The organism is Clostridium sp. BJN0013 (assembly GCF_040939125.1).
GTDB lineage: Bacteria > Bacillota > Clostridia > Clostridiales > Clostridiaceae > Clostridium_B.
Map to the genome: position 1 here is coordinate 2,945,411 of NZ_CP162495.1, position 26,650 is coordinate 2,972,060.

At 30.5% G+C, this 26,650-nt stretch carries 26 protein-coding genes and 1 riboswitch; of the genes, 4 read left to right on the forward strand and 22 right to left on the reverse strand.

The window, feature by feature from the left end:
- Window positions 1–71 precede the first annotated feature (71 nt).
- Window positions 72–1,127, reverse strand: coding sequence for an extracellular solute-binding protein (locus AB3K27_RS15140; RefSeq protein WP_368488232.1), 1,056 nt, complete (start codon window positions 1,125–1,127; stop codon window positions 72–74).
- Window positions 1,128–1,155: 28 nt separating this feature from the next.
- Complete coding sequence (locus AB3K27_RS15145) at window positions 1,156–2,244, reverse strand: ABC transporter ATP-binding protein (RefSeq protein ID WP_368488233.1); 1,089 nt, start codon at window positions 2,242–2,244, stop codon at window positions 1,156–1,158.
- Between the two features lie 614 nt (window positions 2,245–2,858).
- On the opposite strand from AB3K27_RS15145, the gene AB3K27_RS15150 reads away from it, so the two are divergent.
- Window positions 2,859–3,053 (forward strand): helix-turn-helix transcriptional regulator, encoded by a 195-nt coding sequence (locus tag AB3K27_RS15150; protein ID WP_368488234.1) that lies wholly within the window; start codon window positions 2,859–2,861, stop codon window positions 3,051–3,053.
- 209 nt (window positions 3,054–3,262) lie between these two features.
- The gene (locus tag AB3K27_RS15155) at window positions 3,263–4,582 is read left to right on the forward strand and encodes a sensor histidine kinase (RefSeq protein WP_368488235.1); all 1,320 of its coding nucleotides are present in this window, start codon (window positions 3,263–3,265) and stop codon (window positions 4,580–4,582) included.
- Between the two features lie 47 nt (window positions 4,583–4,629).
- Here the strand turns inward: AB3K27_RS15155 and deoC are convergent, their stop codons facing one another.
- The 20 genes from deoC to AB3K27_RS15255 all read right to left on the reverse strand — a co-directional run bounded on the left by deoC (window position 4,630) and on the right by AB3K27_RS15255 (window position 24,270).
- The gene (gene deoC, locus AB3K27_RS15160) at window positions 4,630–5,286 is read right to left on the reverse strand and encodes a deoxyribose-phosphate aldolase (RefSeq protein WP_368491254.1); all 657 of its coding nucleotides are present in this window, start codon (window positions 5,284–5,286) and stop codon (window positions 4,630–4,632) included.
- A 351-nt stretch (window positions 5,287–5,637) separates the two neighbouring features.
- Window positions 5,638–6,663, reverse strand: coding sequence for an ABC transporter substrate-binding protein (locus tag AB3K27_RS15165; RefSeq protein WP_368488236.1), 1,026 nt, complete (start codon window positions 6,661–6,663; stop codon window positions 5,638–5,640).
- A gap of 179 nt (window positions 6,664–6,842) precedes the next feature.
- Complete coding sequence (locus AB3K27_RS15170; protein WP_368488237.1) at window positions 6,843–7,682, reverse strand: ABC transporter ATP-binding protein; 840 nt, start codon at window positions 7,680–7,682, stop codon at window positions 6,843–6,845.
- Window positions 7,683–7,708: 26 nt separating this feature from the next.
- Window positions 7,709–8,551 carry an ABC transporter permease gene (locus tag AB3K27_RS15175; protein WP_368488238.1) on the reverse strand — a complete coding sequence of 281 codons (843 nt, stop codon included), beginning with the start codon at window positions 8,549–8,551 and terminating at the stop codon, window positions 7,709–7,711.
- A gap of 27 nt (window positions 8,552–8,578) precedes the next feature.
- Entirely contained in the window at window positions 8,579–9,895 is a 1,317-nt protein-coding gene (locus AB3K27_RS15180) for a nitrogenase component 1 (RefSeq protein ID WP_368488239.1), read from the reverse strand.
- Window positions 9,895–11,364 (reverse strand): nitrogenase component 1, encoded by a 1,470-nt coding sequence (locus tag AB3K27_RS15185; protein ID WP_368488240.1) that lies wholly within the window; start codon window positions 11,362–11,364, stop codon window positions 9,895–9,897. Before AB3K27_RS15185 ends, AB3K27_RS15180 begins: the two co-directional genes overlap by 1 nt.
- A gap of 364 nt (window positions 11,365–11,728) precedes the next feature.
- Window positions 11,729–11,838: riboswitch (SAM riboswitch) on the reverse strand.
- Between the two features lie 452 nt (window positions 11,839–12,290).
- A complete protein-coding gene (locus AB3K27_RS15190; RefSeq protein ID WP_368488241.1) occupies window positions 12,291–12,653 on the reverse strand; it encodes a NifB/NifX family molybdenum-iron cluster-binding protein in 363 nt (120 codons plus the stop codon).
- Window positions 12,654–12,670: 17 nt separating this feature from the next.
- Complete coding sequence (locus tag AB3K27_RS15195) at window positions 12,671–12,907, reverse strand: hypothetical protein (RefSeq protein ID WP_368488242.1); 237 nt, start codon at window positions 12,905–12,907, stop codon at window positions 12,671–12,673.
- Window positions 12,908–13,146: 239 nt separating this feature from the next.
- Entirely contained in the window at window positions 13,147–13,251 is a 105-nt protein-coding gene (locus AB3K27_RS15200) for a DUF5661 family protein (protein WP_368491255.1), read from the reverse strand.
- 148 nt (window positions 13,252–13,399) lie between these two features.
- The gene (gene hypE / locus AB3K27_RS15205) at window positions 13,400–14,401 is read right to left on the reverse strand and encodes a hydrogenase expression/formation protein HypE (RefSeq protein ID WP_368488243.1); all 1,002 of its coding nucleotides are present in this window, start codon (window positions 14,399–14,401) and stop codon (window positions 13,400–13,402) included.
- The gene (gene hypD / locus AB3K27_RS15210; RefSeq protein ID WP_368488244.1) at window positions 14,394–15,470 is read right to left on the reverse strand and encodes a hydrogenase formation protein HypD; all 1,077 of its coding nucleotides are present in this window, start codon (window positions 15,468–15,470) and stop codon (window positions 14,394–14,396) included. The genes hypE and hypD overlap by 8 nt, the downstream gene beginning before the upstream one ends.
- The gene (locus AB3K27_RS15215; protein ID WP_368488245.1) at window positions 15,463–15,681 is read right to left on the reverse strand and encodes a HypC/HybG/HupF family hydrogenase formation chaperone; all 219 of its coding nucleotides are present in this window, start codon (window positions 15,679–15,681) and stop codon (window positions 15,463–15,465) included. Before AB3K27_RS15215 ends, hypD begins: the two co-directional genes overlap by 8 nt.
- 1 nt (window position 15,682) lies before the next feature.
- Window positions 15,683–17,929, reverse strand: coding sequence for a carbamoyltransferase HypF (hypF, locus tag AB3K27_RS15220; protein WP_368488246.1), 2,247 nt, complete (start codon window positions 17,927–17,929; stop codon window positions 15,683–15,685).
- A gap of 31 nt (window positions 17,930–17,960) precedes the next feature.
- Window positions 17,961–18,218 carry a hypothetical protein gene (locus tag AB3K27_RS15225; protein WP_368488247.1) on the reverse strand — a complete coding sequence of 86 codons (258 nt, stop codon included), beginning with the start codon at window positions 18,216–18,218 and terminating at the stop codon, window positions 17,961–17,963.
- An 18-nt stretch (window positions 18,219–18,236) separates the two neighbouring features.
- A complete protein-coding gene (locus tag AB3K27_RS15230) occupies window positions 18,237–18,656 on the reverse strand; it encodes a cytochrome b5 domain-containing protein (protein WP_368488248.1) in 420 nt (139 codons plus the stop codon).
- Between the two features lie 12 nt (window positions 18,657–18,668).
- Window positions 18,669–19,121 carry a hydrogenase maturation protease gene (locus tag AB3K27_RS15235; RefSeq protein WP_368488249.1) on the reverse strand — a complete coding sequence of 151 codons (453 nt, stop codon included), beginning with the start codon at window positions 19,119–19,121 and terminating at the stop codon, window positions 18,669–18,671.
- Complete coding sequence (locus AB3K27_RS15240; protein WP_368488250.1) at window positions 19,118–20,533, reverse strand: nickel-dependent hydrogenase large subunit; 1,416 nt, start codon at window positions 20,531–20,533, stop codon at window positions 19,118–19,120. The genes AB3K27_RS15235 and AB3K27_RS15240 overlap by 4 nt, the downstream gene beginning before the upstream one ends.
- A gap of 9 nt (window positions 20,534–20,542) precedes the next feature.
- Window positions 20,543–21,418 (reverse strand): hydrogenase small subunit, encoded by an 876-nt coding sequence (locus tag AB3K27_RS15245; RefSeq protein WP_368488251.1) that lies wholly within the window; start codon window positions 21,416–21,418, stop codon window positions 20,543–20,545.
- 413 nt (window positions 21,419–21,831) lie between these two features.
- Entirely contained in the window at window positions 21,832–22,827 is a 996-nt protein-coding gene (locus AB3K27_RS15250; protein ID WP_368488252.1) for an alpha/beta fold hydrolase, read from the reverse strand.
- Between the two features lie 423 nt (window positions 22,828–23,250).
- The gene (locus AB3K27_RS15255) at window positions 23,251–24,270 is read right to left on the reverse strand and encodes an alpha/beta fold hydrolase (RefSeq protein ID WP_368488253.1); all 1,020 of its coding nucleotides are present in this window, start codon (window positions 24,268–24,270) and stop codon (window positions 23,251–23,253) included.
- 675 nt (window positions 24,271–24,945) lie between these two features.
- Here AB3K27_RS15255 and AB3K27_RS15260 point away from each other — a divergent pair.
- Both AB3K27_RS15260 and AB3K27_RS15265 read left to right on the forward strand, forming a co-directional pair.
- Entirely contained in the window at window positions 24,946–25,287 is a 342-nt protein-coding gene (locus AB3K27_RS15260) for a PadR family transcriptional regulator (RefSeq protein WP_368488254.1), read from the forward strand.
- Window positions 25,278–26,585: an FtsW/RodA/SpoVE family cell cycle protein gene (locus AB3K27_RS15265; protein ID WP_368488255.1), complete on the forward strand. Its 1,308-nt coding sequence runs from the start codon at window positions 25,278–25,280 to the stop codon at window positions 26,583–26,585. The genes AB3K27_RS15260 and AB3K27_RS15265 overlap by 10 nt, the downstream gene beginning before the upstream one ends.
- Window positions 26,586–26,650 lie beyond the last annotated feature (65 nt).

A 26,650-nucleotide genomic window follows, 5' to 3' on the forward strand; every position in this document is an offset into this window, starting at 1 on the left:
TCCCCCAAAAATCAATAACTATTAATCTAAAGTTCTAGCTGTATAACTAGAACTTTAGATTTAAGAATAAATTATTTAATTAACCACTGTTGGAATTTAGTATCCACAGCATCATAATTTTCTGCCCACCATTCTTCGTCGCCATGTATAAGTTTATTAGAGGTTTCGTCATCTCCTCTTCCTATTCTTTCTTTTACTTCTGTAGATAATAAATCTAATGCTTTAGAATTAGTTGGTGCGTAGTCGATATTTTTTGAGAAAGCTGCCTGTTGTTCAGCTTCACACTCAAATGCAATAAACTTCATAGCCAATTCTTTATGAGGTGCTCCTTTTGGTACTACCCAAGAATCTCCAAGAACTATAGCCTGGTTATATTCCACATCTACCGGTGAACCTTCCTTCTTTGCAGTACTTACACGTCCATTCCAAGCTGCTGCCAAAGTAACATCACCACTTGCAAGAGATTGAGGTGCCTGAGCTCCTGCAGTCCACCATATTTTTACATTACTTTTTATTTTATCTAGACTTTTAAAAGCTCTATCTACATCTAAAGGATATAACTTATCTGTCTCAACTCCATCTGCAAGAAGTGCAGCTTCTAAAGTTCCTACAGGATACTTCCACATAGTACGGGCTCCAGGAAACTTTTGTGTATCCCAAAATTCAGCCCAAGTGGTAGGGTGATTGTCTTTTGAATAACTGCTTGTATTATAGGCTATAGCTACATCAAAAGTATCTGAACCTACTCCATATTCATTGACCAATCCTTTATCAATATCTTCTGTTTTAATTACACTGTAATCCAATTTTTCAAGTAATCCCTGTTTACCTCCTCTTGGTGCAAAATCAGAGTCTACATTTACTACATCCCATTCAACGTTCTTTGACTGAACCATTGCTTTTAACTTACCATAGTCTGTTGGGTTTACTACTGTTATTTTTACGCCATACTTCTTTTCAAAAGCATCGTAATTTACTTGTCTTGCTTTGGAATAAGCTCCTCCCCAATCCACAACAACCAATTCTTTATCTTCACCGGTACTGCTTTTTTCATTAGATGAACTACCACATCCTGTAAGACCGAAAATCAATATTGCACTTAGTAAAAATAATAATTTTTTCTTCATGATTTATGCCCCCTTATGTTTTATATAATTAATTTCCTATTAAAGAACTCTTTGTAATTTCCCAATTTAATATGATCTCTTTACCTGAATTAAGCAAATTTTTATCAGAAGGTGATGCTTTTACCATCATTTCTTCATTATTTTCATTAACTACCTTTACCTTTAATGAATCTCCCACAAAAATAACTTCTTTAACTATTGCTTTCATGCTATTCTCATATTCAGGTTTCTCCAGTGTAATACATATATTTTCCGGTCTTAATGCTATAGAAACAGCTTTTCCCCTCAAATACTGGCCCTCAGTATCCATTTCTGCCTTTAAAATTTGTTTATTAAATATTTCTATGAATGCAATTTTACCTTCTGTTTGAATTATTTTACCTTTAATAATATTTATCTCCCCTATAAATTCTGCTACAAATATACTTTTAGGCCTTTCATATATGTTTTCTGGAGTATCTATTTGTTCTATTCTTCCCTTATTCATAATACATACTTTGTCAGACATAGTAAGAGCCTCTTCCTGATCATGAGTAACACTTATAGTGGTAATTCCAATTCTCTGTTGTATATGTTTAATTTCTAACTGCATTTTTTGTCTCAACTGCTTGTCTAAAGCTCCTAAAGGTTCATCTAATAATAATAATGGCGGATTAAATACTATAGCTCTTGCTAATGCAACTCTCTGTTGCTGCCCTCCGCTTAATTGCTTAGGATATCTATTTTCTACTCCTTCAAGATCCACTAATTTCAGCATCTTTGTAACTTTTTCTTTAATCTTATCTTTAGAAAATTTTCTGATTTTCAAAGGATACGCAATATTTTGAAAAATATTCATATGAGGAAACAATGCATAATTTTGAAAAAGCATTCCTATATTTCTTTCATAAGGTTTCTTTTTTTCAATATTTTCTTTATTTAAAAGAATTTCACCTGAATTTATTTTTTCAAATCCGGCAATTAACTTTAATAATGAAGTTTTTCCAGAACCACTGGGTCCCAATATAGTTAAAAATTCTCCTTTATCCACTCCAAAACTAACTTCATCCACAGCCTTAAAACTTTTATAGTATTTTACTACATTATTCATTAATAAGTTAGCTCCAATGGTACTCATTAACATTTCCCCTTTCTAAAACTATCAACATTTATTTATACTTTATTAAATGTGATAAGGTTATAAATTCACCAAACATAATAGATATAATTATTGCAATAAATCTAAATTATTTATTCATAATATAAGAATACATATTTACACTTTATATATTTTTATTAATTATACTGTCTTAATATTAACATGTCAATCTTAAATAAATGTATTTATTAATAATATGAAAATATAAAGTAACGCACTTTTATATTAATATTCATGAATTGAATGCATTATTTTTATATTATTCAATTTATGGTTTATATGTTTGTTTTACCAGTTAAAGTTTATTGAGAATCTTTTACTATATACTAATATATTTTATCATATTATTAATAATAATATGTATAATTTATCATATTATTATTAATATTCATATATATAAAAGAAACAAATATAAGCTGATGAATTTGTCTCTTAAGTACATATACTTATTATTTTTCTTACATTTCTTTAATTAATATTTTAATTTTTATAAATAGTCATAAAAAATACTATAAAATATTTTTAATAGTATCTTATATAAAAAGGAAATATAAGTATTTTATAGAATATATTAATTGCGAGGTGTTATTAACATGAATAATAGGCTTAAGGAAATAAGAATGAGAGAATATATGATGAATCCAAAAGAATTCTCAAAATTAATAGAAGTTAACCTCAAAACATACTATGCTTGGGAAAACGGAACATCAATTCCTTCCATGAAAGAAGGATTAAGAATAGCTAAAAAATTAAATAAAAAACTAGACGACATATGGTACTTAAAATAGTGCCATATATTTTGAAGACATATTCGACAAATTAAAGAAAAAGTTTATATATCTAAGAATTTTTTTATAAATTCCATCATTTGTTATGAACAAAGCCTATAAATCAAATTAGATATTTTATTATTTTTATATAATAGAAAAATCCATATCTATTTAAGAAATGATTACTTAATATTAATATATTTTTATAATACATAGGGGGTTATAAAATGAATAAATTTAAAAATGAACAACAACTAATTTGCCGATGGAGAGAATTTATTAGGGATATGAATAATGAACCCTTATTCAATTCCATCATTATAAAACCATGTGCAAAACATTCTCATTTACATACGAATAATGAACAATCAACTACATGCTTATTATCTAATGAAACTCTTGAAAAAAAGCTCTTTGAAAATTCAAAATTAATCCAATGTTCCAATCCTTTCTTAAAGCACATCTCTCTTGCCTTAAAAAAAATACCTCATGCAATTTTTCTCACTGACATTGATGGATGGATTATTAGTTTAGCAGGAATGTCACAGACATTAAATATAAAAGAAATGCCAATTTGTATAGGAAGAAATTGGTGCCAAAGAGATATCTATATGGATAATACAGAAGCAAAATTGACCAAAAAAAATTCTGTTTTTATATATGACATAGATAATTGTAACAAAGCCCATAATTGTTCCTGTATAAATGTACCTATTAGATCAAATAAAAAGATAATTGGATATATAATTCTTATTACTGTAACTGACTATGCATACCCTGCTCTGTTTAGCCCCGTTATAATTTCTGCTAATTCCATTGAAACTATACTATCAAGCTCAGAAAATAAACAAAGTGACCAACCACTATCACAAATTAACGATTTAATAGCAACTACAGTTCATGACTTAAAAAATCCATTAGCAGTAATTAGAGGTTTAGCTCAGTTAGGAAAAATAACTTCAGACAGAAATAAACTTGATGTATACCTAGATAAAATCATAAATCAAGCTGACGAATTAAATGATATTATTATAGAACTATTAAGTATATTTAAACCTTCTGAACTTTTTCCAAAGAAAGTTGTTCCAGTAATAGAAAAAGTGGTTAAATCATTTCAATTTGAGTGTAATCTGAAGAAAATTAAATTATCTTTAAAAAACAATGGAGATAATTTTATATGTATGTCTGAAAATTTATTTAAAAGATCTATACAGAATATTATAATAAATTCCATTCAATTAATGGATAATGGGGGACAAATTGAAATTGAAACAACAATAGAAGAAGACTATATTATTATTACAATTAAAGATACTGCTGGCGGAATACCAGAAGATATAAAAGATTCACTATTCCAAGCATTTACATTTAGAAGAGAACAAGGTACCGGACTTGGTCTATTTATGGTTTACCATACAATTACCAATACACATAAAGGCAAAATCTGGTTCAATAGCAAACCAGATTCAGGAACTACATTTTTTATAAAGCTTCCAATTGCTAAAAATGTAAAAAATACGCCTCTTTCAAAACATAAATTGATTTAAATATAAAGACACCTATTTAGCTAGAGAGCACGATGTGATTTCTCTAGTTATTTTTTATTAATAATTTTAACAGAAGCACTAGCACCTATTCTGGAAGCCCCCGCATTTATCATCCTTATGGCATCTTCATAGGTTCTAATTCCACCTGATGCTTTTACCTTTAAATTAGGTGAAACTGTATCATACATTAATGCTACATCCTCCGAAGTAGCCCCCGCCATGTTAAAACCTGTAGATGTTTTTACAAAATTAGCCCCTGCCTTTTCAGCAAGCTTACAAGCTATAATTTTCTCTTTATCATTGAGGAGACAGGTCTCAATAATAACTTTAACAATGGCTCTTCCATTAATCTTATGAACCAAATCTTTTATATCTTCTTCCACATAATCATAATTTCCCGATTTTAAATAGCCTACATTTATAACCATGTCAATTTCACAGGCTCCTCTATTTACAGCCTGCACTGCTTCAAAAGCTTTTGTTTCAGATGCAGCAGCACCTAAAGGAAATCCTACAACTGTACACACTTTCACATCCGATCCTTTTAATAACTGGTAGGCAGCATTAACATAGCAGGGATTTATACATACCGAAGCAAATCCATATTCCAAAGCTTCCTTACATAATTTAACTATCTGTTCATAGGTAGCCTCAGGCTTTAAAAGGGTATGATCTATCATTTTAGCCAGTTCTTTTTTATCCATTATCTTATCTCCTTTTTGCTGATGAATAATCAAGTGATTCTTAGGTTCAGGTGGAGTTTGCTTATGAGGAATGCTCTTCTCCATCTGAATCTTATTAACAGTATTCTTAGTGTCTTTAGCACTTAGAATACGTTATCTTTAGGGGAAGAACTTATCCAGACGCGTAGCAGTAGTGCTTATCCCCACTTTGAAGAAGATGGGGGTGTTATCAATGGTAGCGTTCGGATAAAAAATTATATTTTACTTCCCTATTATCCTTTTCCATATTCTAAGATAGGTAATAGGAAATGAATTTTATAGTTACAATTTTATATTACCATAGTTATATTTACTATGGAATAATTTTATATTTCATTTCCCAGCATATTGGGGATTAGGACTAAATTTATTCGTGTATATGTCTGATGCCTTTATAGCTCCCTTTTTCAATATTCCAGTTTCTTCAGACATATCCACCCATTTTTGAATGTATTGCGGATCTATATAGTCATTTTCATCATACCAAAATGGCTCCACTTGAGAAATTTTCATATTAAACTTTTTTGCTATAATTTCATTTGCCTGCTGCTGATGAGTATTAATCCATTTATGAGTTTTTACAAGCACTTTTACAAAACGCTTAACCGTATCTGGATGCTCTTTTATAAATTCATCACTGAATCCACGGGTAGAAGCTCCTCCTGCAGGTCCTTGCATTACTTCATAGCTAGTAAATAGAGAGCTGACTCCTCCATCAATTTGTGCTTTTTTAATATATGGCGGATGAAGAGCGGCTATGTCAACTAAACTCTGGCTCAATGCCTGTTCCTGCTGACTAGATGGCATAATTACGAATTCTGCATTTGACTTTGGAATATTATATTTCTTAAAATATTCAAGAGCTATTATTTCAGCACAAGAATTTCTATTTGTTACTGCAATTTTAAATTTTCTATTTTTTAAATCCTCTGGAGATTTTATAGAACTTTTACTATTTACCATATAGTTCATATGAACAAATTTTTCATTATCAATCATTCCAGTAGCTACCACTTTAATCTTTGCTCCTGCCAACTGAGCAAGGGCTACATCAATTGGATGTCCATCGAATACATCATTACTTCCTGTTAACACTGCTTGAATTGCTGTACTACCTTTAAGTACTCCAGTATATTCTAGTTGTATTCCCTCTTCTTTAAAAAATCCAAGTTCATCCGCAATATCAAATTCATTAAATCCGGTCTGAGTTGCTATTTTTATAACATCAAGCTTTTTACCATCACTGGAAGTTATGGTATTTGAATTTGTCTCACTGCTTTTTGATGAACATCCTACTACACTAAAAATTATAGCTAATGATAAACTTATCATTGTAACTTTCTTTAATAATCTATTCATACTTCTACACCTCATTTTTAAAAATTTAAATATATATTGTTCAAATCACCAACAAATATAAGAATCACTTGATAATATTTTAAATTCTATTTATACTTACAATCTTACGTTTAAAATTTCATTAATTTATTGCACTCTGAGGTATATTGTATAAATCTTTATTGGAGTCCTTTCCATCATCAGCTCTCTCCATTATTCTGACTATCCTTAAGTAATTCCCATATTCTATGTTTTAGTGTAGTAAATTCATCAGATGATTTTATGCTTCCACTTTCCCTTGGTCTTGGTATATCAATATCAATTATTTCCTTAACAGTTCCAGGATTTTTTGTCATAACAACTACTCTGTCTGACAAAAATACAGCTTCCTCTATACTGTGAGTAACAAATAATATAGTTTTATGTGTCTTTTCCCATATATGGAGCAGCTGTATATGAAGATCCTCTTTTGTTTGCTCATCTATTGCTGCAAAAGGCTCATCCATTAGCAGCACTTCCGGATCATAAGCTAATGCTCTAGCAATAGCTACCCTTTGTTTCATACCTCCTGATAATTCATAGGGATATCTGTTTTCGAAGCCCTTTAACCCTACCAACTCCAGATATTTTTTACTGATTTTCTTTCTTTTACGTTTATTGATTCTCTTAATTTCAAGTCCAAATTCTACATTTTTTTCTATACTCCTCCATGGGAAAAGTGCATATCCCTGCATGACTATACCTCTATCTAGTGCAGGTCCATGTATTTCCTTATTGTCAATGAATATTTTTCCTGTGTTTCCTTTTATAAGACCTGCTATAATATCCAAAAATGTTGATTTTCCACACCCACTAGGTCCAACTATAGATACAAATTCACCATTTTTTATTTTAATATTCATTCCATTTATAGCAAGTAAATCTTCTTTATTTTCTTTTTTTCCATTTTTGACACCATATTTATATCCAACATCCTCGGATACTATTTTATAATTTAATATATTATTGTTATTTTTTTTATCTATGCCTTCAACAACCATGAATAATTCCTCCTTCTATTTTGTATTTATACATTAGGTTCCTGTTTCCATTTCATAATATTTTTCTGCAGTAAAACAAGTAAATAATTCAACCCGAAGCCTATCAATGCTATAGTTACAATTGAAGCATACATGTCGGCAACTTTGTAAGTTTCCTGAGATTGAAATATAAGAAAACCAAGTCCCGCATTAGCTCCTATCATTTCTGCTGCAACTAAAACAATTATAGCTGTAGTAGCACTTAATCTAATACCTGTAAAAATTGATGGAAATGCTCCAGGGAAAATCACCTTGTAAAAAAGAGTTAATGGTGATGCTCCCATGGATTTTGCAGATTTGATTAAAATAGGATCTACATTTTTGACCCCTTCAATAGTACTTATAAGTATAGGCCACTGAACTCCCCAAAATATAATAGCTATTTTAGATGTTTCTCCAATACCAAATACAAGTATAAACACAGGAAATAGTGCCAGTGCTGAAGTTTGTCTGAAAATTTGCAGAAGAGGATCTATAAATCTCTCAAATTTTTTAAACCATCCGATAACAAGTCCTAGTGGAATAGCAACCAAAAGTGCCAATGCAAAACCTGCTGCTGATCTTTTAAGACTTACAAATACATTTTCAAAAAGGGAACCACTAATTATTAATTGCCACAATGCTGCAAATACTTTGGAAAATGGCGGAAGAAAAACTGGATTAGCAATACCGATCCTAGGTGCTGCTTCCCACAGTATTAAAAATATAATAATAGAAAATAAACTATATCCTACTCTACCAATTGTTCCAACAATTCTATCAATTATTTCTAATCCATACCTATTATCTTTTGATATATCTATTTCTCTTCTACTTTTGGTAGCATTCAATTTTATCACTCTCCATTTAGATTATATCTATTGAAAATCTTGAAGTATAACAGAATAAATATCTTCTATCAACCTCATTGCCCCTTCATATCCTAGATAAGAACGGCTAAGAATCATCCTGTCACTTATAGGTGTAGATGTTGAAAGCTGATATCCCTTTATTTCTTTTGAAATAGCCCTATCCCAACCACTTCCAAGTATTAATGGTTTAGTTCTAAAATTGCTATTTCTCAAATATTCATTTACTTTTCCTCCATCATCTGTAAATTCGATCTCTGGAACAATATCATTATAGAAACCTTTAAAATGTTGTTTTACTTGTTTTTCATATTCTTTGGGAACTCCTTCTGTTATAAACTGCTTTTTGGGCAGCAGCCCTAAATCATTTATTAAAAACTTAGATAAAGCTAAACAATAAGCACTGTCTGATATGGTTACGAAATGCTTTGGAAGTAATCTAGTTTCGAGGAGAACATCGGCAGCTCTTTCTAAATAATAAAAATATCTATCCTCCTGTCTTTCTATCTCACTTTCAACAACATTAGCATCTATTCCTAAAAAATTTCCTACTGTTCTTAAAAACTTTCCCGTTTCCTTTGGTCCTATGGGGAGAATAGGATATTGAAAGTATTCCGTTCCAAACTTTTCTTTTAAATGTATTACATTCTCAAGCCCTAGCCAGGGTGATATAATCAGGTTATATTGTGCCTTGGGTATATTATTTAATGTATTTATTCCCTTTCCATGTCCAAAAATAATATTAGCTTTTACTCCTATTGAATTTAAAAGTTTCTCAATAACCTCAAAGTTTCCTGCCCAGAATGTATCTTGATATGGTACAGTAGCCCACACATTAACTAATCCTTCTTCAATTTCATCCGATGGTTCTAAATATTGATCAATTATTGCATCTATTATAAGTTGGTGACCTAAAAAATTGCTGCCCTTAAATCCTCCGGTCTCGGCATATACTATAGGCTTGCCCTCTTCTCTAAATTCATCTACTATCTCTCCTACATAATCTCCTACAATATCTGAAGTACATCCAGTTAATACAACATATAAGTCTGCATCCAATACCTTAAAGGAATTTGAAATAACCTCATGCAATTTATCCGTTCCTCCAAATATCACTTCTTTTTCTCCTACATTAGTACATGGTATTGAATGACCCCCTATATAGCCGGTGCCCTGGCATCCATTCTGAAGCCCTAAAGTGGACCAGATTTTTGCTGCACACCCAGGTCCAGCATGTATTATGGGTACTGCCCTTTCTATAGCAAGTACGGATTCATATCCTCCAAGTGCACAGACATGTCTTAATTCTTCAACCACTCCACTCATTATTTCACCTCATTTTCAAGAAATTTAAATGTATCCTGCTTAAACCACCAGGAAGTATATGGAAGCCTTATCCTTTTGGATAAGCTCTCTGCTAAGCTGTTATTTTCCAAGGTATCTATTATGCTGTGACCAAAATCTATAATTCCCCTATATCCAAAGGCACTGTATTCATCTGATATCATTATAGATGGGATTCCCATCTTAGTTGGCCATATTGTAGTACCTGGGTGCCTGGCTATATAAAGATCCGGTTTCAATTTGTTCAACAAATTTAATATTTCGAAATTTTGAACATCACATATGCTTATTGGGATATCTTCATCTCTCTTGGATAGTGCAATGGATGATTCCGGTATGCCTCCATGATCGTAATGCTGATCGAAATGCCAGGAAATTCCCCATATTACCTCAATACCTAATTCACCTAATACTCTTATATAATTGTGAGAAAAACTTGGTCCCATCCCTACTATTGCTCTTTTTCCTTTCAACTTTTCTCTGATTTTTTCAAGTTCTGGTGCTATTATCTTCTTTTCATTATCTATATAATCTTTTACTTCTTTCTCTTTGCCTACAGCTTTTCCAAGTCCTCTGAGCCAATTATCCATACCTGCAATACCGTGGGGCTGAATAGACTTTACATAAGGAACACCATATTGCTGTTCTAATCCATTTCCCAAATATCCCCCTAAAGTACCACATATGCTAATAGTAGCTGCAGCCTCCGACATTCTAGATATCTGCTCTATAGTAGCAAAAGGTACTACAAATTGAGGAATAAGCCCAAGTTTTGATAGTATTTCAGTTATATAATCTCTAGCACTTCCATTAAAATTTATCATATTTACAAGTTTTGGACGTTTCTTTCTAGGTGGTTTCACTATACGTGTCAATATGGCATGAAACGCTGCATCAAAACCTGAAGCCCATATTCTTGATCTAAATCCTTCGCAGAAAACAGGTACCACAGGAATCTTTATTTCTTTTTCCATTTCATCTGTAATACTCTTAATATCGTCTCCAATAATTGCCGAAGCACAAGAAGTAGTAACAAATATAGCCTTAGGTTTAAACCTCTTATATGCTTCTTTTATACCTTCCTTTAACTTATCTCTACCGCCAAATACAGTAGAATCCTCTGTCATATTAGTGTTTATCACATTTACATCTTTCTTTTCCCAATTTCTTATATTCTGTCCCCATTTGAAAGTAGTATTTTCCCCAATTACATCTGCAGAGCATCCAATGGCACCATGATTTACAATGGCAGCATCCAATACACGTGACAAATACCCCTGGGCACATCCAGAACTACAGTTACTAGCCTGACTAAAGCACCTTTCCTCATTTTTAAGACATCCACATTGCACTTTTTTAACAAGATCCTTAACTGTTCCACTATAACCAGTAATAGAATTAAGTCTGTTTTCCCTAGTTGCCGATTCTATTACCTTAATATTAATAGACATGAAAACATCTCCTTTATAAAAATTAATTTTTACACCATTATGGAAATATATACCGAAAGATACTAAATATTCAATAATATTTAGTATCCAGTATCTCTGGTAAACCCAGCCGAATTTTCTACTGCCCTAACTATTGTAGATAATATCTTTCTGTACTAAGTGTTTATTTCTTAATTCCTTAATATAGTTATAGTAAATAATAAAAAACCAGAGGCTATTAAATAAAATTAAAATTTTATTTAAAGCCTCTGGTTTTCCAGTCAACTAAAAGTTAAGTCATATGATAAGATTTTAAAAAATAAAGTCTCCCTCAAATAATGAGGAAGACTACTGCTCTAAAATATAATTTTTAGCACGTTACCTTTCCTCATCTTTCAGAATTAAACCTGCAGGATTTAGCACCTTGCATGTAAACAAAACATACTGGTTGCTGAAACTTCATCGGGCCAGCCCCTCAGTTTCTCTTGATAAGAAAATAAATTATTGATATATAATAATTTGATTATATACCACAATAAAATCTCTGTCAACTTATTTTTACATAATTTTAAAAAATTTCTTAGTTATATATCTTTTATATTATTGATATAAATTTAGTAAAATATTAAAATACTTAGAATATGAGAATTATATATAAAGCAGGATATTCAAGTCCAGTAATTGGAACTGAAGCTATGTCTTTTAGCTCCATATATTTTTTTATCAACACCATCTTCTATCTCTAATTGTTGTAATGTAACAGGTAATTTTAATTTATTTAATACCTCAATAAGTCCTAATATTTCTCCTTTGGCCTTTCCAGCAAAAATAGAAAAACCAAAAACTTTAAATATAAATTTTATTTAAAGCCTCTGGTTTCCCAGTCAACTAAAGTTGAATAATGTCAATAAAAAATCCCCTTTCAAAAGAAATTGTATATATAATTTCTAATTACATGGTTTATTAATTTTATCTATTCTGGAATAATATTTAATTAACTTTTTTAAAGCCTCATCTATAGATTGGGTTATATCAAAAGCTTCAATTCCATTTCTATTCAAAAATATAGCAGCTTCTCTACCTATTTGGCTAACCAGAACTATCCTACACCCTGAAAGATGTTTAACAATAGACAAAATTTTATCATAGTGACTTTCTTTTCCACAGCTAAGGATGTCATCTATTTTTCTCAACTCTACAAATTCATAATCCCCGTTTTCCACTTTATATATATAAAATTGGCTTGCTTTTCTAAAATGTTCATTTACAAATTTGCCATCACTACTTGCAACTGCAACTTTATAATTCATATATACCCTCCTATAAATCAATTAAATCTTGTAAGAACTACAGAATATATATCTTCTAAGAGTTTAAGTCCACCTGAATATCCTACATAAGGACCATTTATTATAAGACTTTCAAATACAGGCCATGAAATAGTAATATAATGCGCATTTATTTCCTCTGGTATTTTATCTATATTCTCAATTCCTCTTCCATATCCGAATATAGTATTGGCAATTAATCCAAGTTCTGAAACAAGTTTTTCTAATTGTCTCAAATTACCCAACCAAAGAAGTATGAGATATCTCTCAAATACCAGATAAAAGCCTTTATAATAAAAAGCCCTGGAATCTACCAGGGCTCAGACTGTAGACAAATGGCACATTTTGAAAAATAAAAATATGCCATTTGTCTACAGTCTGAGCTGGATAAAAGAATTATTCAGCTTCTACTCCATTGATGGGATATTCTGGTTACGTTTTAATTATCCCTAATGCACAATTTTAGTTTAACTCATTATTTCTTCCAATATGCTTTTGCTTCTTCCTCAAGTAATTTTAATCTTGTATAGTAATCAGGAAACTCACTGAGGTGGGTCAGTGCAATTTTTCCAGTGGTAATAGGTTCATCTGCAGTAACTAATGGGCATGTACATAAAAATACATAAGTTTATACACGTATTCTGATTTCTATTTTTTTCATGATTTTGACTGTTTTAGATTGGTTTCAATAATATAAGCTCTTTTTACTTAGTAATTTTTATACTATTTTAACATATTCTTGGCAACATCTCTCCATCTAAAATATTTAGAATCCTCATGCCTCCAAAGGAATTTTCCATGTATACCATATGTTCTAAATCATCAGTAAAGCTCCCTATGATACTTGCATTACCACACTGCTCTAAATTATGAAGCTTATTTAATATTTCCTCGGCCATTTCACTCTTAACTACAAACACAACTCCTCCTTCACAAGCCATATATAGTGGATCCAATCCTAATATTTGATTTACGGCAGATACCTCTCTTTCAATGGGTATACTTTCTTCCAGGAGCTTTACACTTAAGCCTACTCTGTCTGAAATTTCATTTAATATTGTAACAAGCCCTCCCCTTGTAGGGTCTTTCATTATTTTTATAAAAGGATAGTATTCTTTAAGTGTGCTTATAATTCTATAAACTGGAGCACAATCACTTTTAATATTGCTTTTTATATCTATATTATACCTTTCAAGGGCTATAGTAGTACCATGTTCTCCTATATTCCCACTTACAATTATCTTATCTCCAGGTTCAACATTCTTTATTTTATAATTGTTTTCAATAATACCTACTCCGGAAGTATTTATAAACAATCCATCTATGCAGCCTTTTTCAACAACTTTAGTATCCCCGGTTACAATTTTAATCTTTGAAACTTCACACTGCAGAGCCATTTCTTTAACTATTAAATCAAGAGTTTCAATTGGAAAACCTTCTTCTATTATAAATCCTGCACTTAAATATAAGGGCTTTGCCCCTGACACGGCTAAATCATTTACAGTACCACAAACTGCAAGCTTCCCAATATTCCCTCCAGAAAAAAATAGAGGTTTTACAACAAAAGAATCTGTAGTAAATGCCATTTTGCCTTGACTTACGGGAAATATAGCTGAATCCGCCCCCAAATCTAAAATAGTGTTGTTAAAATATTTGTAAAAGATACTTTCAATTAATTCATTTGTATGTTTTCCACCATGACCGTGAACTAATTTAATAGCTTCATTCATTATTTTTTATACCTCCATATTTATAATAGATAGAACAAGACCCTTCTGAAGACACCATACAGGGCCCAACAGGAGACTCTGGAATACATTCTCCCCCAAAAAACTTACAATCATAAGGAACCTTTTTCCCTAATATAATTTCACCGCATATACAATCACTTTTATTTTTTTCTTCTATTGTCAATTTGAATTTATTTAAAGCATCAAATTCTTCATATTTTCTATTTAAATACAAACCCGATTTTTCAATTTTGCCAATACCTCTCCACATACAGCCACTTTGAAAAAAACATTCTTTAATAATCCTCCTGGCAAGTAAATTCCCATTTGACGTTACACAGGTTCTATATAAATTTTCAAACTTTTTTTCCCATCTACAATTTTGTTTGATTAAAAAATATATTGAAGATATAATATCTAAGGCCTCAAAGCCAGATACTACAGAAGCAATATTATAATTTTCCTTAATAAATTTGAAGTAGTCAGCACCTGTTATAACTGCCACATGCCCCGGACATATAATTCCTTGAATTTTACAATTTTCATCCTTTAATATCTTATGTAAAACTGGTTTCATAACTTTTAAATTGCTCAAAACAGAAAAATTACTAATATTATTTTCTTTTGCCTTTTTTATAGTGAGTCCAATTAATGGAGCAGTAGTTTCAAAACCAACTGCTAGGAAAACTACCTCAAAACTTTTATTTTCTTCTGCGATTTTAAGTGCATCTAAAGGAGAATATACTATATTGATTTTCTTTCCTTTTTCTCTTTGTTCTATCAAATTTTCTTTTGTTCCCCAAACTTTCATCAGATCGCCAAAGGTTGCCAATATAATATTACCTCTGTTTAAAAGTTCAATGGCCGCATCTATATAACCTTCTGATGTAACACAAACTGGGCATCCTGGCCCCGATACTAAATTTACCTTTGGATAAAGTAATTTCCTTATGCCCATTTTTACTATACTTTGAGTATGAGTACCACATATCTCCATTATGGTGAAGTGCTCTACATTACTGTTTTTAATTTTATTAATTAAATTAATTAGAATCTCATTTTTATTCATTATCCAGTTCCTCTTGAAATACTTTTTGTAAGTAACGAAAATATTCCCTATCAATCTTCTCTATTCCAAAACCTGCATGTATTAAAATATAATCTTTTATTTTAGGATTTTCTATAAGTTCAATATCTACATTTTTTTCTATACCCATAATATCCACTTTAGCTAAATTTCCATGAATAGATTTTATTATGCCTGGAACTGCAAGACACATTTTACATCCCCTCTTTCTTTATAATCTCATCTGCAATTACAATTTGTCCAAATGAAATTCCACCGTCGTTTATAGGTGTTTTGGAATTGAAAAAGACTTCTAATCCTGCTTTTTTAAGTTCATTGTAAATGGATTTAAGTAAATGTTCATTTTCAAACACTCCTCCACTTAAAACCACCTTATATATTTTATATAGTTTTGATAATTTAAAGACTAAATCACAGGTAAGTTTTGAAATTGTATTATGAAATTTAGAAGATATTGTACTTTTTTTAACGCTATTATTAATATCAACCAGTACCCCATGAATAATATCTTTAATTTGTACTAAAAAAACATTACCCTCATCTTTTATTTTATAGTTATAACATTCATGCACATTCTCATCCATTATATTTTCTAGAGCTATAGCAGCTTCTCCATCATATGTAATAGATCTCACAAGACCTATCAAAGCTGAAATACAATCAAAAAACCGTCCAACGCTGGAAGACTTATAACAATTTAATGATGCTTTTAAAGCTTGAACAATTATATCTAACTTATCTTTATCTACGCCACTTATAAATTCATTTATAGAATATCCAAAAAAATACAAGTAACTCACAGCGCATCTCCATGGCTGTTTTATGGATGTATCTCCTCCCTGTATACTTACATATTGAAAATGCCCTACCCTGTTAAAATTATATCCTGTTGCAACAAAAAACTCTCCGCCCCATATATTTCCGTCTAATCCAAAGCCTGTTCCATCGTATATGACTCCAATAACTTTTCCCTTAATGTTATATTCTGCCATACAGCTTGCCATATGGGCATGATGATGCTGTACTTTTATTATTTTTCGGTCTTTACTATTTCCATACTTGCTTGAAATATAAAATGGATGCATATCTTCTGCCCATATTTTAGGACTTATATCTAGCAATTCACATAAATGATTCAACACATATTCATAATTTTTATAACAATTAAAGTTCTGTAAATTACCCATATACTGACTGGTATATACGTAACCATTTTTAGAAAGTGATATACTGTTTTTTTCTTCAGGTCCTAAAGCAATAATATTATCTCCAATCTTAATATTTTCCATTGCTGGGGCATATCCTCTTCCACTTCTTATAACACATTCTTCACCATTAAATACTTTAACAACAGAATCATCAATTGGAATGTAAATTTCCCTATCATGCATTAAGAAATAATCCGCCACATCTTTAAGATTTTTAAATGCACTATTATTTTTATATTCAATTGGAGATCCACTTATATTAGCACTGGTCATTATAAGTATGTCTAACTCCTTTTCTAATATTAAGTATTGTATAGGGGTATAAGGAAGCATAACACCAAGCTTTCTCTGGCCTGGTGCTATATTATCTGGAAGATTTATATTAGATTTTTTTTTCAATAATACAATTGGCTTTTTTCTGCCAGTTAAAATCTGTTCTTCTTTTTTATTTAGTTCACAGAATTCTTTTACAGTATGAATTTCTTTCATCATAACTGCTAATGGTTTACCATGTCTTTTTTTTCTACTTCTAAGTTCACTTATGGCCTTTTTATTTCTGGCATCACATACTAAATGAAAGCCACCAATTCCCTTTATGGCAACTATTTTTCCTGATTTTATAAGTTCAATAGTTTTACCAATTACATCTCCACATTTTTCAATCTGGCTTTTACTATTTACAAGCACTAATGAAGGCCCACATTCTCTGCAGCAATTAGTTTCTGAATGAAATCTTCTATCTATGGAATTACTATATTCATCTTCACAACTACCACACATACCAAAAGACTCCATAGTAGTATTTTTCCTATCATAAGGCAGTACTTTTATTATGGAATATCTTGGGCCGCACTTAGTACAACTTGTAAAAGCATGCCTATATCGCCTTCCTGTATGGTCCATTATATCCCGGGCACAATCTTCACAAGTGTCCATATCCGGCAGTATAAATTTTACTGTATCATTTTCATTAGAACTTTCTCTAATATTAAAATCATCATAATATAAATATTCCAGAGTTCTACATTTCACTGAATTTATAACAGCTGGAGATGGAGGATTTTTAATTACTTTAAGTATAAACTTTTTAATGTTATCTAAAGTTCCAGTTATATCAATAGTAACGCAACCACCAGAATTATTTACCCAACCATAAATTTCATATTCCTTAGCCGCATTATATATAAATGGTCTAAAACCAATTCCCTGCACCACACCATATACATTTATCAAATATCTTTTTTTATAGTTATCTTTCTGCTCGTTATTCAGTTAAGTCACCTTCTATGTTCCTAATGATAGCAGTTTGATCTGGTAAGTCTCCAATTTCAATGCTTATCTGTGTACAAGTATCTATTAAATTTTCATTATAGTTTTTAAGATATTGAAGTAGATTATTATCATTAATATGGCTATCTTTATTTACAATAATAGACATTTTATTTATCTTTGAAATTTTTTCCTCCTTACAGATTTTACTTAAATTCTGTGATATTTTACTTAACAATATAGTATCATGCATAAAAAACCCTCTCTCTAATTATTTTTTTATAACCCCTATTTTAGGTAAATTTTCTAATATTCTTGTATTTTCTTTATGGCATGCAGTAAATTGACCTGTCAAGTCTTTTCCTGCATATAAGCCAAAATGGGTTCCTCCGCCCCAAGAGGGAACTAAACTTAAATCATATACTATACCATTAACAGCTACATATGCAGGGGCTCCATTGGCCCCATTATATTTTGATAATTCCTCAAGAGTAAATTGCCTTTTATTTTGTCTAAATTTACTGCTGTTAAAGGCTGTATTTACTAATTCATTTAATTTTTCTGCTTCATTTTTTATTAGACCACCGTAATAATTTTTAATATATGGACAACTTACTGCAATCATGCAAAATGCATAGTACTTAATTCTTTTGTTAATGCCATATAACTTTTGAATAGTATGAGAATCCAATTATCTATCCTCCTAAATTTCACAGGGTAACCTAGATATGATTTCTTTAAAAACATTTTTTGAAATTATATTAATATTATCCTCAATCTCTCTGCTAAGACCAAGTTTAAAACTAACCTTACCTACTTCAATACCTATAATATATCCATTAACAGTTTTATAATATGATTTTATTAAATCTATTACATTGTAACTATGCTGTGTACAATATTTTTTGTCATACTGGTATTCAGCCAGCGAATTTATTGTTAGCTCTCCTGGATTTTTACCATAGTAAGCTGCATCTATAAAAAATATGAAGTCACATTCTTCTATTAAAGAAATACAGTACTCAAAATCTGTTTCTCCAATTATGACTTCTATATTATTTTTCACAAAATTTTCTCTTAGTTTTTCTAAAACTATAATGGCAACGCCATCATCTTCCATTAAAATGTTTCCAATCGCCATAACTTTTACCTTCATACCAGCACCTTTACAGAAGCAAGTTCACATTTATTGCTTATTAAATGAGTTGCACAAGAAACACAAGGATCAAAAGATCTTAAAATTCTTCCCACTTCTATAGGTTCTTTTATATTTCTTATTTTAGTTCCGACCAATGCTTTTTCTCCAATTCCAAACCTTCCATTTTCATCTTTAGGACTTATATTCCAAACTGTTGGGGTTATAATATTGTAGTATTTTATAAGTTTATTTTCTATTTTGACCCAGTGTCCCAATGCTCCTCTTGTAGTATCAGTTAACCCTGCACCAAAACTTTCATCTGGAATACTATATACTTTCTGATTATTAGGAAGTAGTTTGATGTGTCTTGACAAGCCCCCCATAATTTCTATTATCTTTTTAGTTTCCAGTACCCTTGCAACATTTCTATCCATACAGGAGCTGCCGCCATTATATTCACCTGCCAGTATTAATCTAGCCAAAGGTCCAACTTCCATAGAGTATCCACCATAATTAGGTGATTTTATAAAACTGTATCCTTCTTTCTTAGCTAAATCAATTTCATCAATATTACCTTCTGATGGATTCTCATTCTGCTTATCACTGACATACCAACTGTGCAGTATATTTTCTGTAATTTTACTGCTATCAAAGTTTTGTTTCTTTCCATCAATTAACACACCCGGTTTCACATAACTTATTTCAGGTTCAGCGTAATGATTAAAAATACCATAACTCATAAAATTATTATAAGTTTGCCCCATTTCAAAATAGTCCGGATAATATTTAGAAATTATTTTTATATCTTCCATCATAACATTACTAATAAATTCTCTTAATTTAGCTATTATAGATTGAATTTTTACCAACTTATATGAGTCTATATTTACCGTAACCCCACCAACAAAAATACCATGGGAATGAGGTGCTTTGCCACCTAACACAGCTAAACCTTCATGGGCTAATCTACTGTATTTTATGCTCTCAATATAGTGAGCACTTAATTTTTTATTCTCAGCTTCTGAAAGTCTGTAATCATCATATTGCTCTGAATATAGTGGACTAATATTAGGCATTTTTACATAACTTGGCATAGTCAAATTATAAAATTGTCTCAAATGATTTTGTATGAATTCAAAACCATGCATTAAATCTCGTATATACATATCATTTACATTTACATTAATCTTCAATGCATCCTCTAATGCCAGTGTAGAAGCCATGGCATGTGCTGTAGAGCATATGCCGCAAATTCTTTCAGTAAAATATATGGCATCTAAGGGCTGCCTACTTTTGAGCATCTTCTCAAAACCTCTAAATAAAAGCCCGCTGGTTTCTGCATCAATAATTACATTTTGTTCAACTTCCACTTTAGTTTCTAAAAAGCCACTAATTCTTGTTATAGGATCAATTGTAATAGTTTTTTTCATAGACTCCTCCTAATATCTTACAAAAGGTTCCATTCCATCTGGAAATCTTGAATTGGCACATCCAATACATGTAGTATTATCTTCAATAGGCCAGTTTACATATGCATTCCATTTTCTTCTTGGACAATCTGTTTTAGTCACAGGTCCTCTACATCCCAATTTAAACATACAACCTTCTTCCCCAAATTTTTTTGCAAAAATACCTTTATCAAAATAACCTCTCCTTGTACATCTGTCATGGATAGTCACTCCATAAAATAAAATTGGCCTTCCTTCACCATCTAATTGGGGTTTTCCAAAAGCTTCTAAATGCGCAATAGTACCTACAACCCAATCCGGATGACAAGGGCAACCAGGTAATTTTATAACTTCACGATTTAATATATTAGATACACTTTTACTCAAAGATGGATTAGGCTTTGCAGCAGAAATGCCACCATAAGATGCACAAGTTCCTACTGCTAAAACATATTTGGCTTTTTCACCTGCCATCTTTACCGCATCTAAGGCTGTGACAGGCTTTCCCTTGTAATGAGCTATTATATTATACATGCCATTTTCTTTAGTAGACACTGCTCCGTCTATTAACAATATGAATTCAGTATTCAAAGTATCTAATAAAGCCTCAAAAGCAAATTCTCCCTCTGATGTCATCAGTGTGTTATTGTATGTTAAGTTAACTAATTCATTTAAAATATAATTGAGTCCTGGATTTACACTATTTAAAAAAGAAATAATATTCCCCGAACATCCGGTAACCTCCAGCCATATAGAATTTAACTTTTTTGCCTGTCTACTTTTAATTAGGTATATTGCTTCCTTAGCCAACCTTTTTGCACTAAGTTCTTTTTCCAAATTCATTGGACAGCTATTTTCATTCTCCATAAATAAAGCCTCTCCCAAGCTAATGATATATATTTAATATTAAAATATATTCAAGTTTATTTTGATTATGAATAATAAAGTACGTGTGATGAATATTGTACCTAGGATGCGATAAATTAAAATCTATAAAATTTACCTAGTTTGAGGATATATTCTCATTCGGGAATAAATTAAGAGCTTATCCACAAACAAATTCTCATATCATACGATAATTAAAAAAATAGAAAAGATACGTGGGATAAAAAAGATGCAAAAACACCGCAAAATTCAAAAAATTCAATTTGAATAGTACGGTGTTGCAGTGAATTATTCGATTTTTATAGTTAAATCATTAAATAAGAAAATTGCAAGTAGACTTTAGTTTATTTTATAGTATTAATGGATATTTTACTTGCATTAAACTTAGATACATTCTATATCTGACTTTTTATCAATTTTTTTATTTCATTATTTATAACATCAGGATAAGTATGGTGTATAGTATGTGTTGAACCTTTAACAACCATTTGCATACTATCTGTAGACCATTTTTTCAAGGCTTCTTGGCTATTTTCCCATTCTGTATTTAAACTATTACTTTCAGAAGTAAATATTCTAAGTGATACATTCCCTAAATGACCGTTTGCTAAAATAATTTTTGAACCAGTGCTTTCCATAATACCTTCATCAATAATGTTTTTATTATACATGGTTTTTAGAATCATTCCTAAATATAATTTTTTTAAATTATCAGGCAGAAAGTTAAGATTTTTTGAATAATAATCTGTATGGTAAAGTACTAACCTTGCTATGCCTATAGACTTTAGTAACTTATACTTAAATACTGTACTATTAGGAATTACTAAACTATTTTTAGCATGAGACTCAGGAGAAACACCATCTATTAACACTAACCTAGATACTTCATTTTCATAAGTTTGTGCAAATCTTATTACTGATAAAGATGCTAATGAATGGCCTACTAATATATATGGAGGTTTTTGTCCTGATTCTATTAATGCAGTGTGCATTTCCTTTACAATAGAATCTATATCTCTTGGCTTATCTGTTATCTCACTCCATCCATGTCCTGGCCTGTCATAAACAACTGTTTTAGTGTATTTTGAAATTTCGTTATATAGGGGGTACATATCTGCATATGCACTTGGGGTCTTCATGCCTGATAAAAAAACTACAGTAACATTACCATTACCTTTGCTGTAAACATTTATTTTATGATTATTTACAGTAACCATTTTTCCCACTGGAGGGTAGTTATTGGTATCATTATATTCACCAATCTTTTCGTATGAAAAACCAATTAATAAAATAACAACTATACAAATTAAAGCTTTAAATACATACTTTTTAAATCGTTTTATGCTTATTAGTTTGATTTTTCTTTTATCTTTTTTTGTTTCTAAGTCCATTTATAAACCTCTTTTAAAATATAGCTATTCACAAATTGATATTGTAACTTACCATTTCAACTTAATTAATTGTAAACATACCATTTACAAAGTTTCTCTTTGATTAAATTACACTTTGTTTAAAACCTACATAAAGTGTAAAGTAATTTCCATAAACTAAACAAAATGATGTTTTTATTCACTTATGCCTTATCCTATATTAGATTATAGCTTTAAGGCATTATGTAAGTAAATTCATACAGTAAATAGATCAAAGTAAAAATATTTATATAAATAAGCCTTTCATTTATACTATTAACTTTTATTTAAAAACAGTTGTAACTTAGTAGTAAACTCTCTAATATTACATATAATTTGTTCCTAATAACCATAGATACTTCTTCTACTCCATATTGACTTAAGTCCAGTTTACTATCACTACTATTAGTTGCTTAATAAATCCAATATCTCTTTATTTATCACTTCTGAATGTCCCCAATGAACGGCATGTCCTGCTCCTTTCACAATAATTTGCTTGCTATCTGCAGACCACTTTTTCAAATTACGTTGATTTTTTCCAGCTTCTTTATAACTATTTGTTTCTTCAGATGTGATTATTCTGAGAGGTATATCTTTTATATAGCCATTTGAGGCTACTTTACTAGCGTTTACCTCTTTATTCTTAGCTTCATTAACTTGATTCCTATTATTAAAGGTTTTTAGGAACATAGCAGCATCAAGCTTTTTAAAATTTTCTGGAGCAAATTGAAAATTATTTCTTGCAGTAACCAATACAGTTGAAGAATAAAAATTTGGTATTAAATTTAATAGTAATCTAGCTATGCCACTTTTATTAAATAAATAAATTGAATTATTAAATATTGATGTACGCAGAGTAACGAGTACTGATGGTTTTTCCGCATTTGAATACATATCAGGATTTGATCCATTTATCAAAACAACGCCCTTAACTTCATTTTTATATAATTGAGCAAATCTTATAACTTCAAGTGACCCTATGGAGTGTCCAACAAGTATATACGGAGCTCTTTCACCCGATTTTTTAAGCAACTCATGCATTTCCTTTGCTATAATATCAATATCTCTAGGAGTATTTGCCTCCTCACTCCATCCATATCCTGGTCTATCATACACGGCTATTCTTGTATGTTTTGATATTTCACTATATAGTGGATAAAAATCAACATATGGGCATGGTATTTTCCACCCTGATGCAAAAACTACTGTTGTATTACCTTTTCCTTCTGCAAAAATATGCATATTATGTCCATTTACATTTATAATTTTTCCTGGTGGTGGAAACCGACTACTATCCAAAAGTTCTCCGATTTGTTCATACACAATTCCAAGTATTAATACTAATAATATGCATATTAATATCTTGATTTTTCGTTTTAGAGTTTTCCTTTTGACCACTCCATTGTCCTTTATCTGTGATTTCATATTTATTCTCCTTAAAATCATACTAAACTCTTTATAGTTACTGCCATCAAATGACACTACATATTTTTATTTCATAATAAGCTCATTTTTATGTTACTAATTATGATGGATTAAGCTGCTATCTGATGACACAATCAAGTTTCTCCTTCAAACTGATAAGAACAACCCTCAAAGGAAACAAATGATAGGTTGCAATCTATATTATTAACATAATCCATTGTTATTGAAACATTTAAAATTAATTATTAAACAAACAATTATTCCAACTGACAAGTAAAATCCATAAGTGCTATTTAAGTTTAATGTTCTAAATATCATGACACTGATCTCATAATTGAAATGTCCTTTTATTGCAACAACTGTGAGAATGATTGCATGTTTCCCAAATACTAACCAAATGTAAAACCATAAGCATCGTACTCCCTACTATGAGACTTTTATTAAAATTCAGAATGTGCATCTCCTAAATTATTAATACCTTGAGTATCTATGTGTTAAATTATACATAGATACTCGAGGTATGTCAATAAAATTTAAACTTAGTTAGAAAATTCCCTAAGCAGGGATAATAAAAATTTATATAATCTATCTTGTATTAAGTAGAAAATAAGTATATATTTATACATAGATATCCGATATATATTAAACCTATATATCCCAATTGGAGGTGATAAAATGACAGTCAATAAAGAATTGATGAAAGGAAGCACAGTGATTTTAATTTTAACACTTTTAGATCATAAGCCTATGTATGGCTACGAGATGATAAAGGAGATAGAAATAAAGTCAGATGGTGTATTCACTTTCAAGGAAGGAACTTTATATCCTATACTTCATTCTTTAGAAAGAGATGGAATGGTAGAATGCCATTGGACGAAAACTGAGGATGGAAGAAAAAGAAAGTATTACAGAATCACTAAATCTGGAAGAGAGCATATGAAAGAAAAGCAAGAAGAATGGAAGGTATTCCGTTCAGCTGTAGATAAAGTTATCTGGGAGGGAATTGTATGGGGATAAGAGATTCTAAAATAGATGATTATATCAATAAAATTTGCAGTCATGTCAGATGTAAACAGGCCCATAATGAAATAAGGGAGGAACTATTAGATCATTTCCAAGAAAAAATTAAAGACATGATAGCAGATGGTATGGAAGAGAAAGAAGCAATAGAAAAATCCATTTTACAAATGGGGGATGCTGAAGTCATAGGAAAGCAATTGAATGAAAGTCATAAAGTAGCTCAAGAAGTATGGATTATACTTTTGACAATTTTACTATCACTTGTAGGGATGCTTACTATTTATTTCATTGCAACTAAAAATATATCCTCAAGCACGAGTATTTTTTATAAAAATATAATATTTAATATGTTGGGATATTGTATAATGGTAGTATTATATTTTTTCAACTATAGCGTGATAGAGCGATATACTAAGATTATTTATATTGCAATAACATTAACATTAATTCTTCAATTAGTCATAGGGTCTACTGTAAACGGCACCAAGAAATGGATTAACTTAGGAGTCTTTAGAATGGATATTACAGAATTGAGTCTATTTTTATACGCCATTGCCCTTTCTAAAATATTAGAGAAGTTAGATTGGAATAATATAAAACAGGCTATCTATGGATTTATAATGGTCTTTCTGCCATTAGTATTGTATATACTTTTAGGGACAATGATATGTTCCATAACTTACTTGGCATTATTTTTAGCTTTAATGATTTTAGTAAAATCAAAATTAAAACATATTCTAACTATTATTGGTATGGTTTTGGTAAGCAGTGTTTATTTTATTGTTTTAGAGTCATATCCAGTAAGAAGATCAATAGCCATTTTATTTCCAAATAAGGATATAATTGGAGCGGGATATTTTAATTTTCAAATAGGGAGACTTTTGAAAATAGCAGGCCTTTATGGACAGGGATTTACTTTTCCTACTAAAATTCTTCCAGAAGTTCAAAATGATTTCGTGCTTACATATATAGTTTATACCTTTGGATGGATAAGTGGAATTACTGTTATAGGATTTGCTTTTATATTTATAATACGTATGTTTTTAGCTTCAAAAAAAGTTAAGGATAGCTTTGGATGTCTCATTATACAAGGGTTTATGTGTATTTTTTTAGTAAAATTCACATGGAATGTACTTATAATATTAGGCTTTTTACCTATTATGGGAGTAAGTTTTCCATTCATAAGTTTTGGAGGAACAGCATCAATAACGCAAATGGCAGCAGTTGGGCTTATACTAAGCATTTATAAGAGAAAAAACTTACGTAATATCTCAGTGAACAGCATAAAAAGTTAGAACTTTTATTACTAAATTATTTACTTATTTTTAATTAAAACTCCTTTGTACTACTTTAGAGGGAT

Coding starts and splice junctions, on each gene's coding strand:
- hypD (WP_368488244.1), bottom strand. CDS start 15,470: ATGAATAAAAATGAGATTCTAATTAATTTAATTAATAAAATTAAAAAC.
- AB3K27_RS15265 (WP_368488255.1), top strand. CDS start 25,278: ATGGGGATAAGAGATTCTAAAATAGATGATTATATCAATAAAATTTGC.
- hypE (WP_368488243.1), bottom strand. CDS start 14,401: ATGAATGAAGCTATTAAATTAGTTCACGGTCATGGTGGAAAACATACA.
- AB3K27_RS15180 (WP_368488239.1), bottom strand. CDS start 9,895: ATGAGTGGAGTGGTTGAAGAATTAAGACATGTCTGTGCACTTGGAGGA.
- deoC (WP_368491254.1), bottom strand. CDS start 5,286: ATGGATAAAAAAGAACTGGCTAAAATGATAGATCATACCCTTTTAAAG.
- AB3K27_RS15185 (WP_368488240.1), bottom strand. CDS start 11,364: ATGTCTATTAATATTAAGGTAATAGAATCGGCAACTAGGGAAAACAGA.
- AB3K27_RS15155 (WP_368488235.1), top strand. CDS start 3,263: ATGAATAAATTTAAAAATGAACAACAACTAATTTGCCGATGGAGAGAA.
- AB3K27_RS15145 (WP_368488233.1), bottom strand. CDS start 2,244: ATGAGTACCATTGGAGCTAACTTATTAATGAATAATGTAGTAAAATAC.
- AB3K27_RS15245 (WP_368488251.1), bottom strand. CDS start 21,418: ATGGAGAATGAAAATAGCTGTCCAATGAATTTGGAAAAAGAACTTAGT.
- AB3K27_RS15170 (WP_368488237.1), bottom strand. CDS start 7,682: ATGGTTGTTGAAGGCATAGATAAAAAAAATAACAATAATATATTAAAT.
- AB3K27_RS15250 (WP_368488252.1), bottom strand. CDS start 22,827: ATGGACTTAGAAACAAAAAAAGATAAAAGAAAAATCAAACTAATAAGC.
- AB3K27_RS15150 (WP_368488234.1), top strand. CDS start 2,859: ATGAATAATAGGCTTAAGGAAATAAGAATGAGAGAATATATGATGAAT.
- AB3K27_RS15190 (WP_368488241.1), bottom strand. CDS start 12,653: ATGAATTATAAAGTTGCAGTTGCAAGTAGTGATGGCAAATTTGTAAAT.
- AB3K27_RS15240 (WP_368488250.1), bottom strand. CDS start 20,533: ATGAAAAAAACTATTACAATTGATCCTATAACAAGAATTAGTGGCTTT.
- AB3K27_RS15215 (WP_368488245.1), bottom strand. CDS start 15,681: ATGTGTCTTGCAGTTCCAGGCATAATAAAATCTATTCATGGAAATTTA.
- AB3K27_RS15140 (WP_368488232.1), bottom strand. CDS start 1,127: ATGAAGAAAAAATTATTATTTTTACTAAGTGCAATATTGATTTTCGGT.
- AB3K27_RS15260 (WP_368488254.1), top strand. CDS start 24,946: ATGACAGTCAATAAAGAATTGATGAAAGGAAGCACAGTGATTTTAATT.
- AB3K27_RS15255 (WP_368488253.1), bottom strand. CDS start 24,270: ATGAAATCACAGATAAAGGACAATGGAGTGGTCAAAAGGAAAACTCTA.
- AB3K27_RS15235 (WP_368488249.1), bottom strand. CDS start 19,121: ATGAAGGTAAAAGTTATGGCGATTGGAAACATTTTAATGGAAGATGAT.
- AB3K27_RS15165 (WP_368488236.1), bottom strand. CDS start 6,663: ATGAATAGATTATTAAAGAAAGTTACAATGATAAGTTTATCATTAGCT.
- AB3K27_RS15225 (WP_368488247.1), bottom strand. CDS start 18,218: ATGCATGATACTATATTGTTAAGTAAAATATCACAGAATTTAAGTAAA.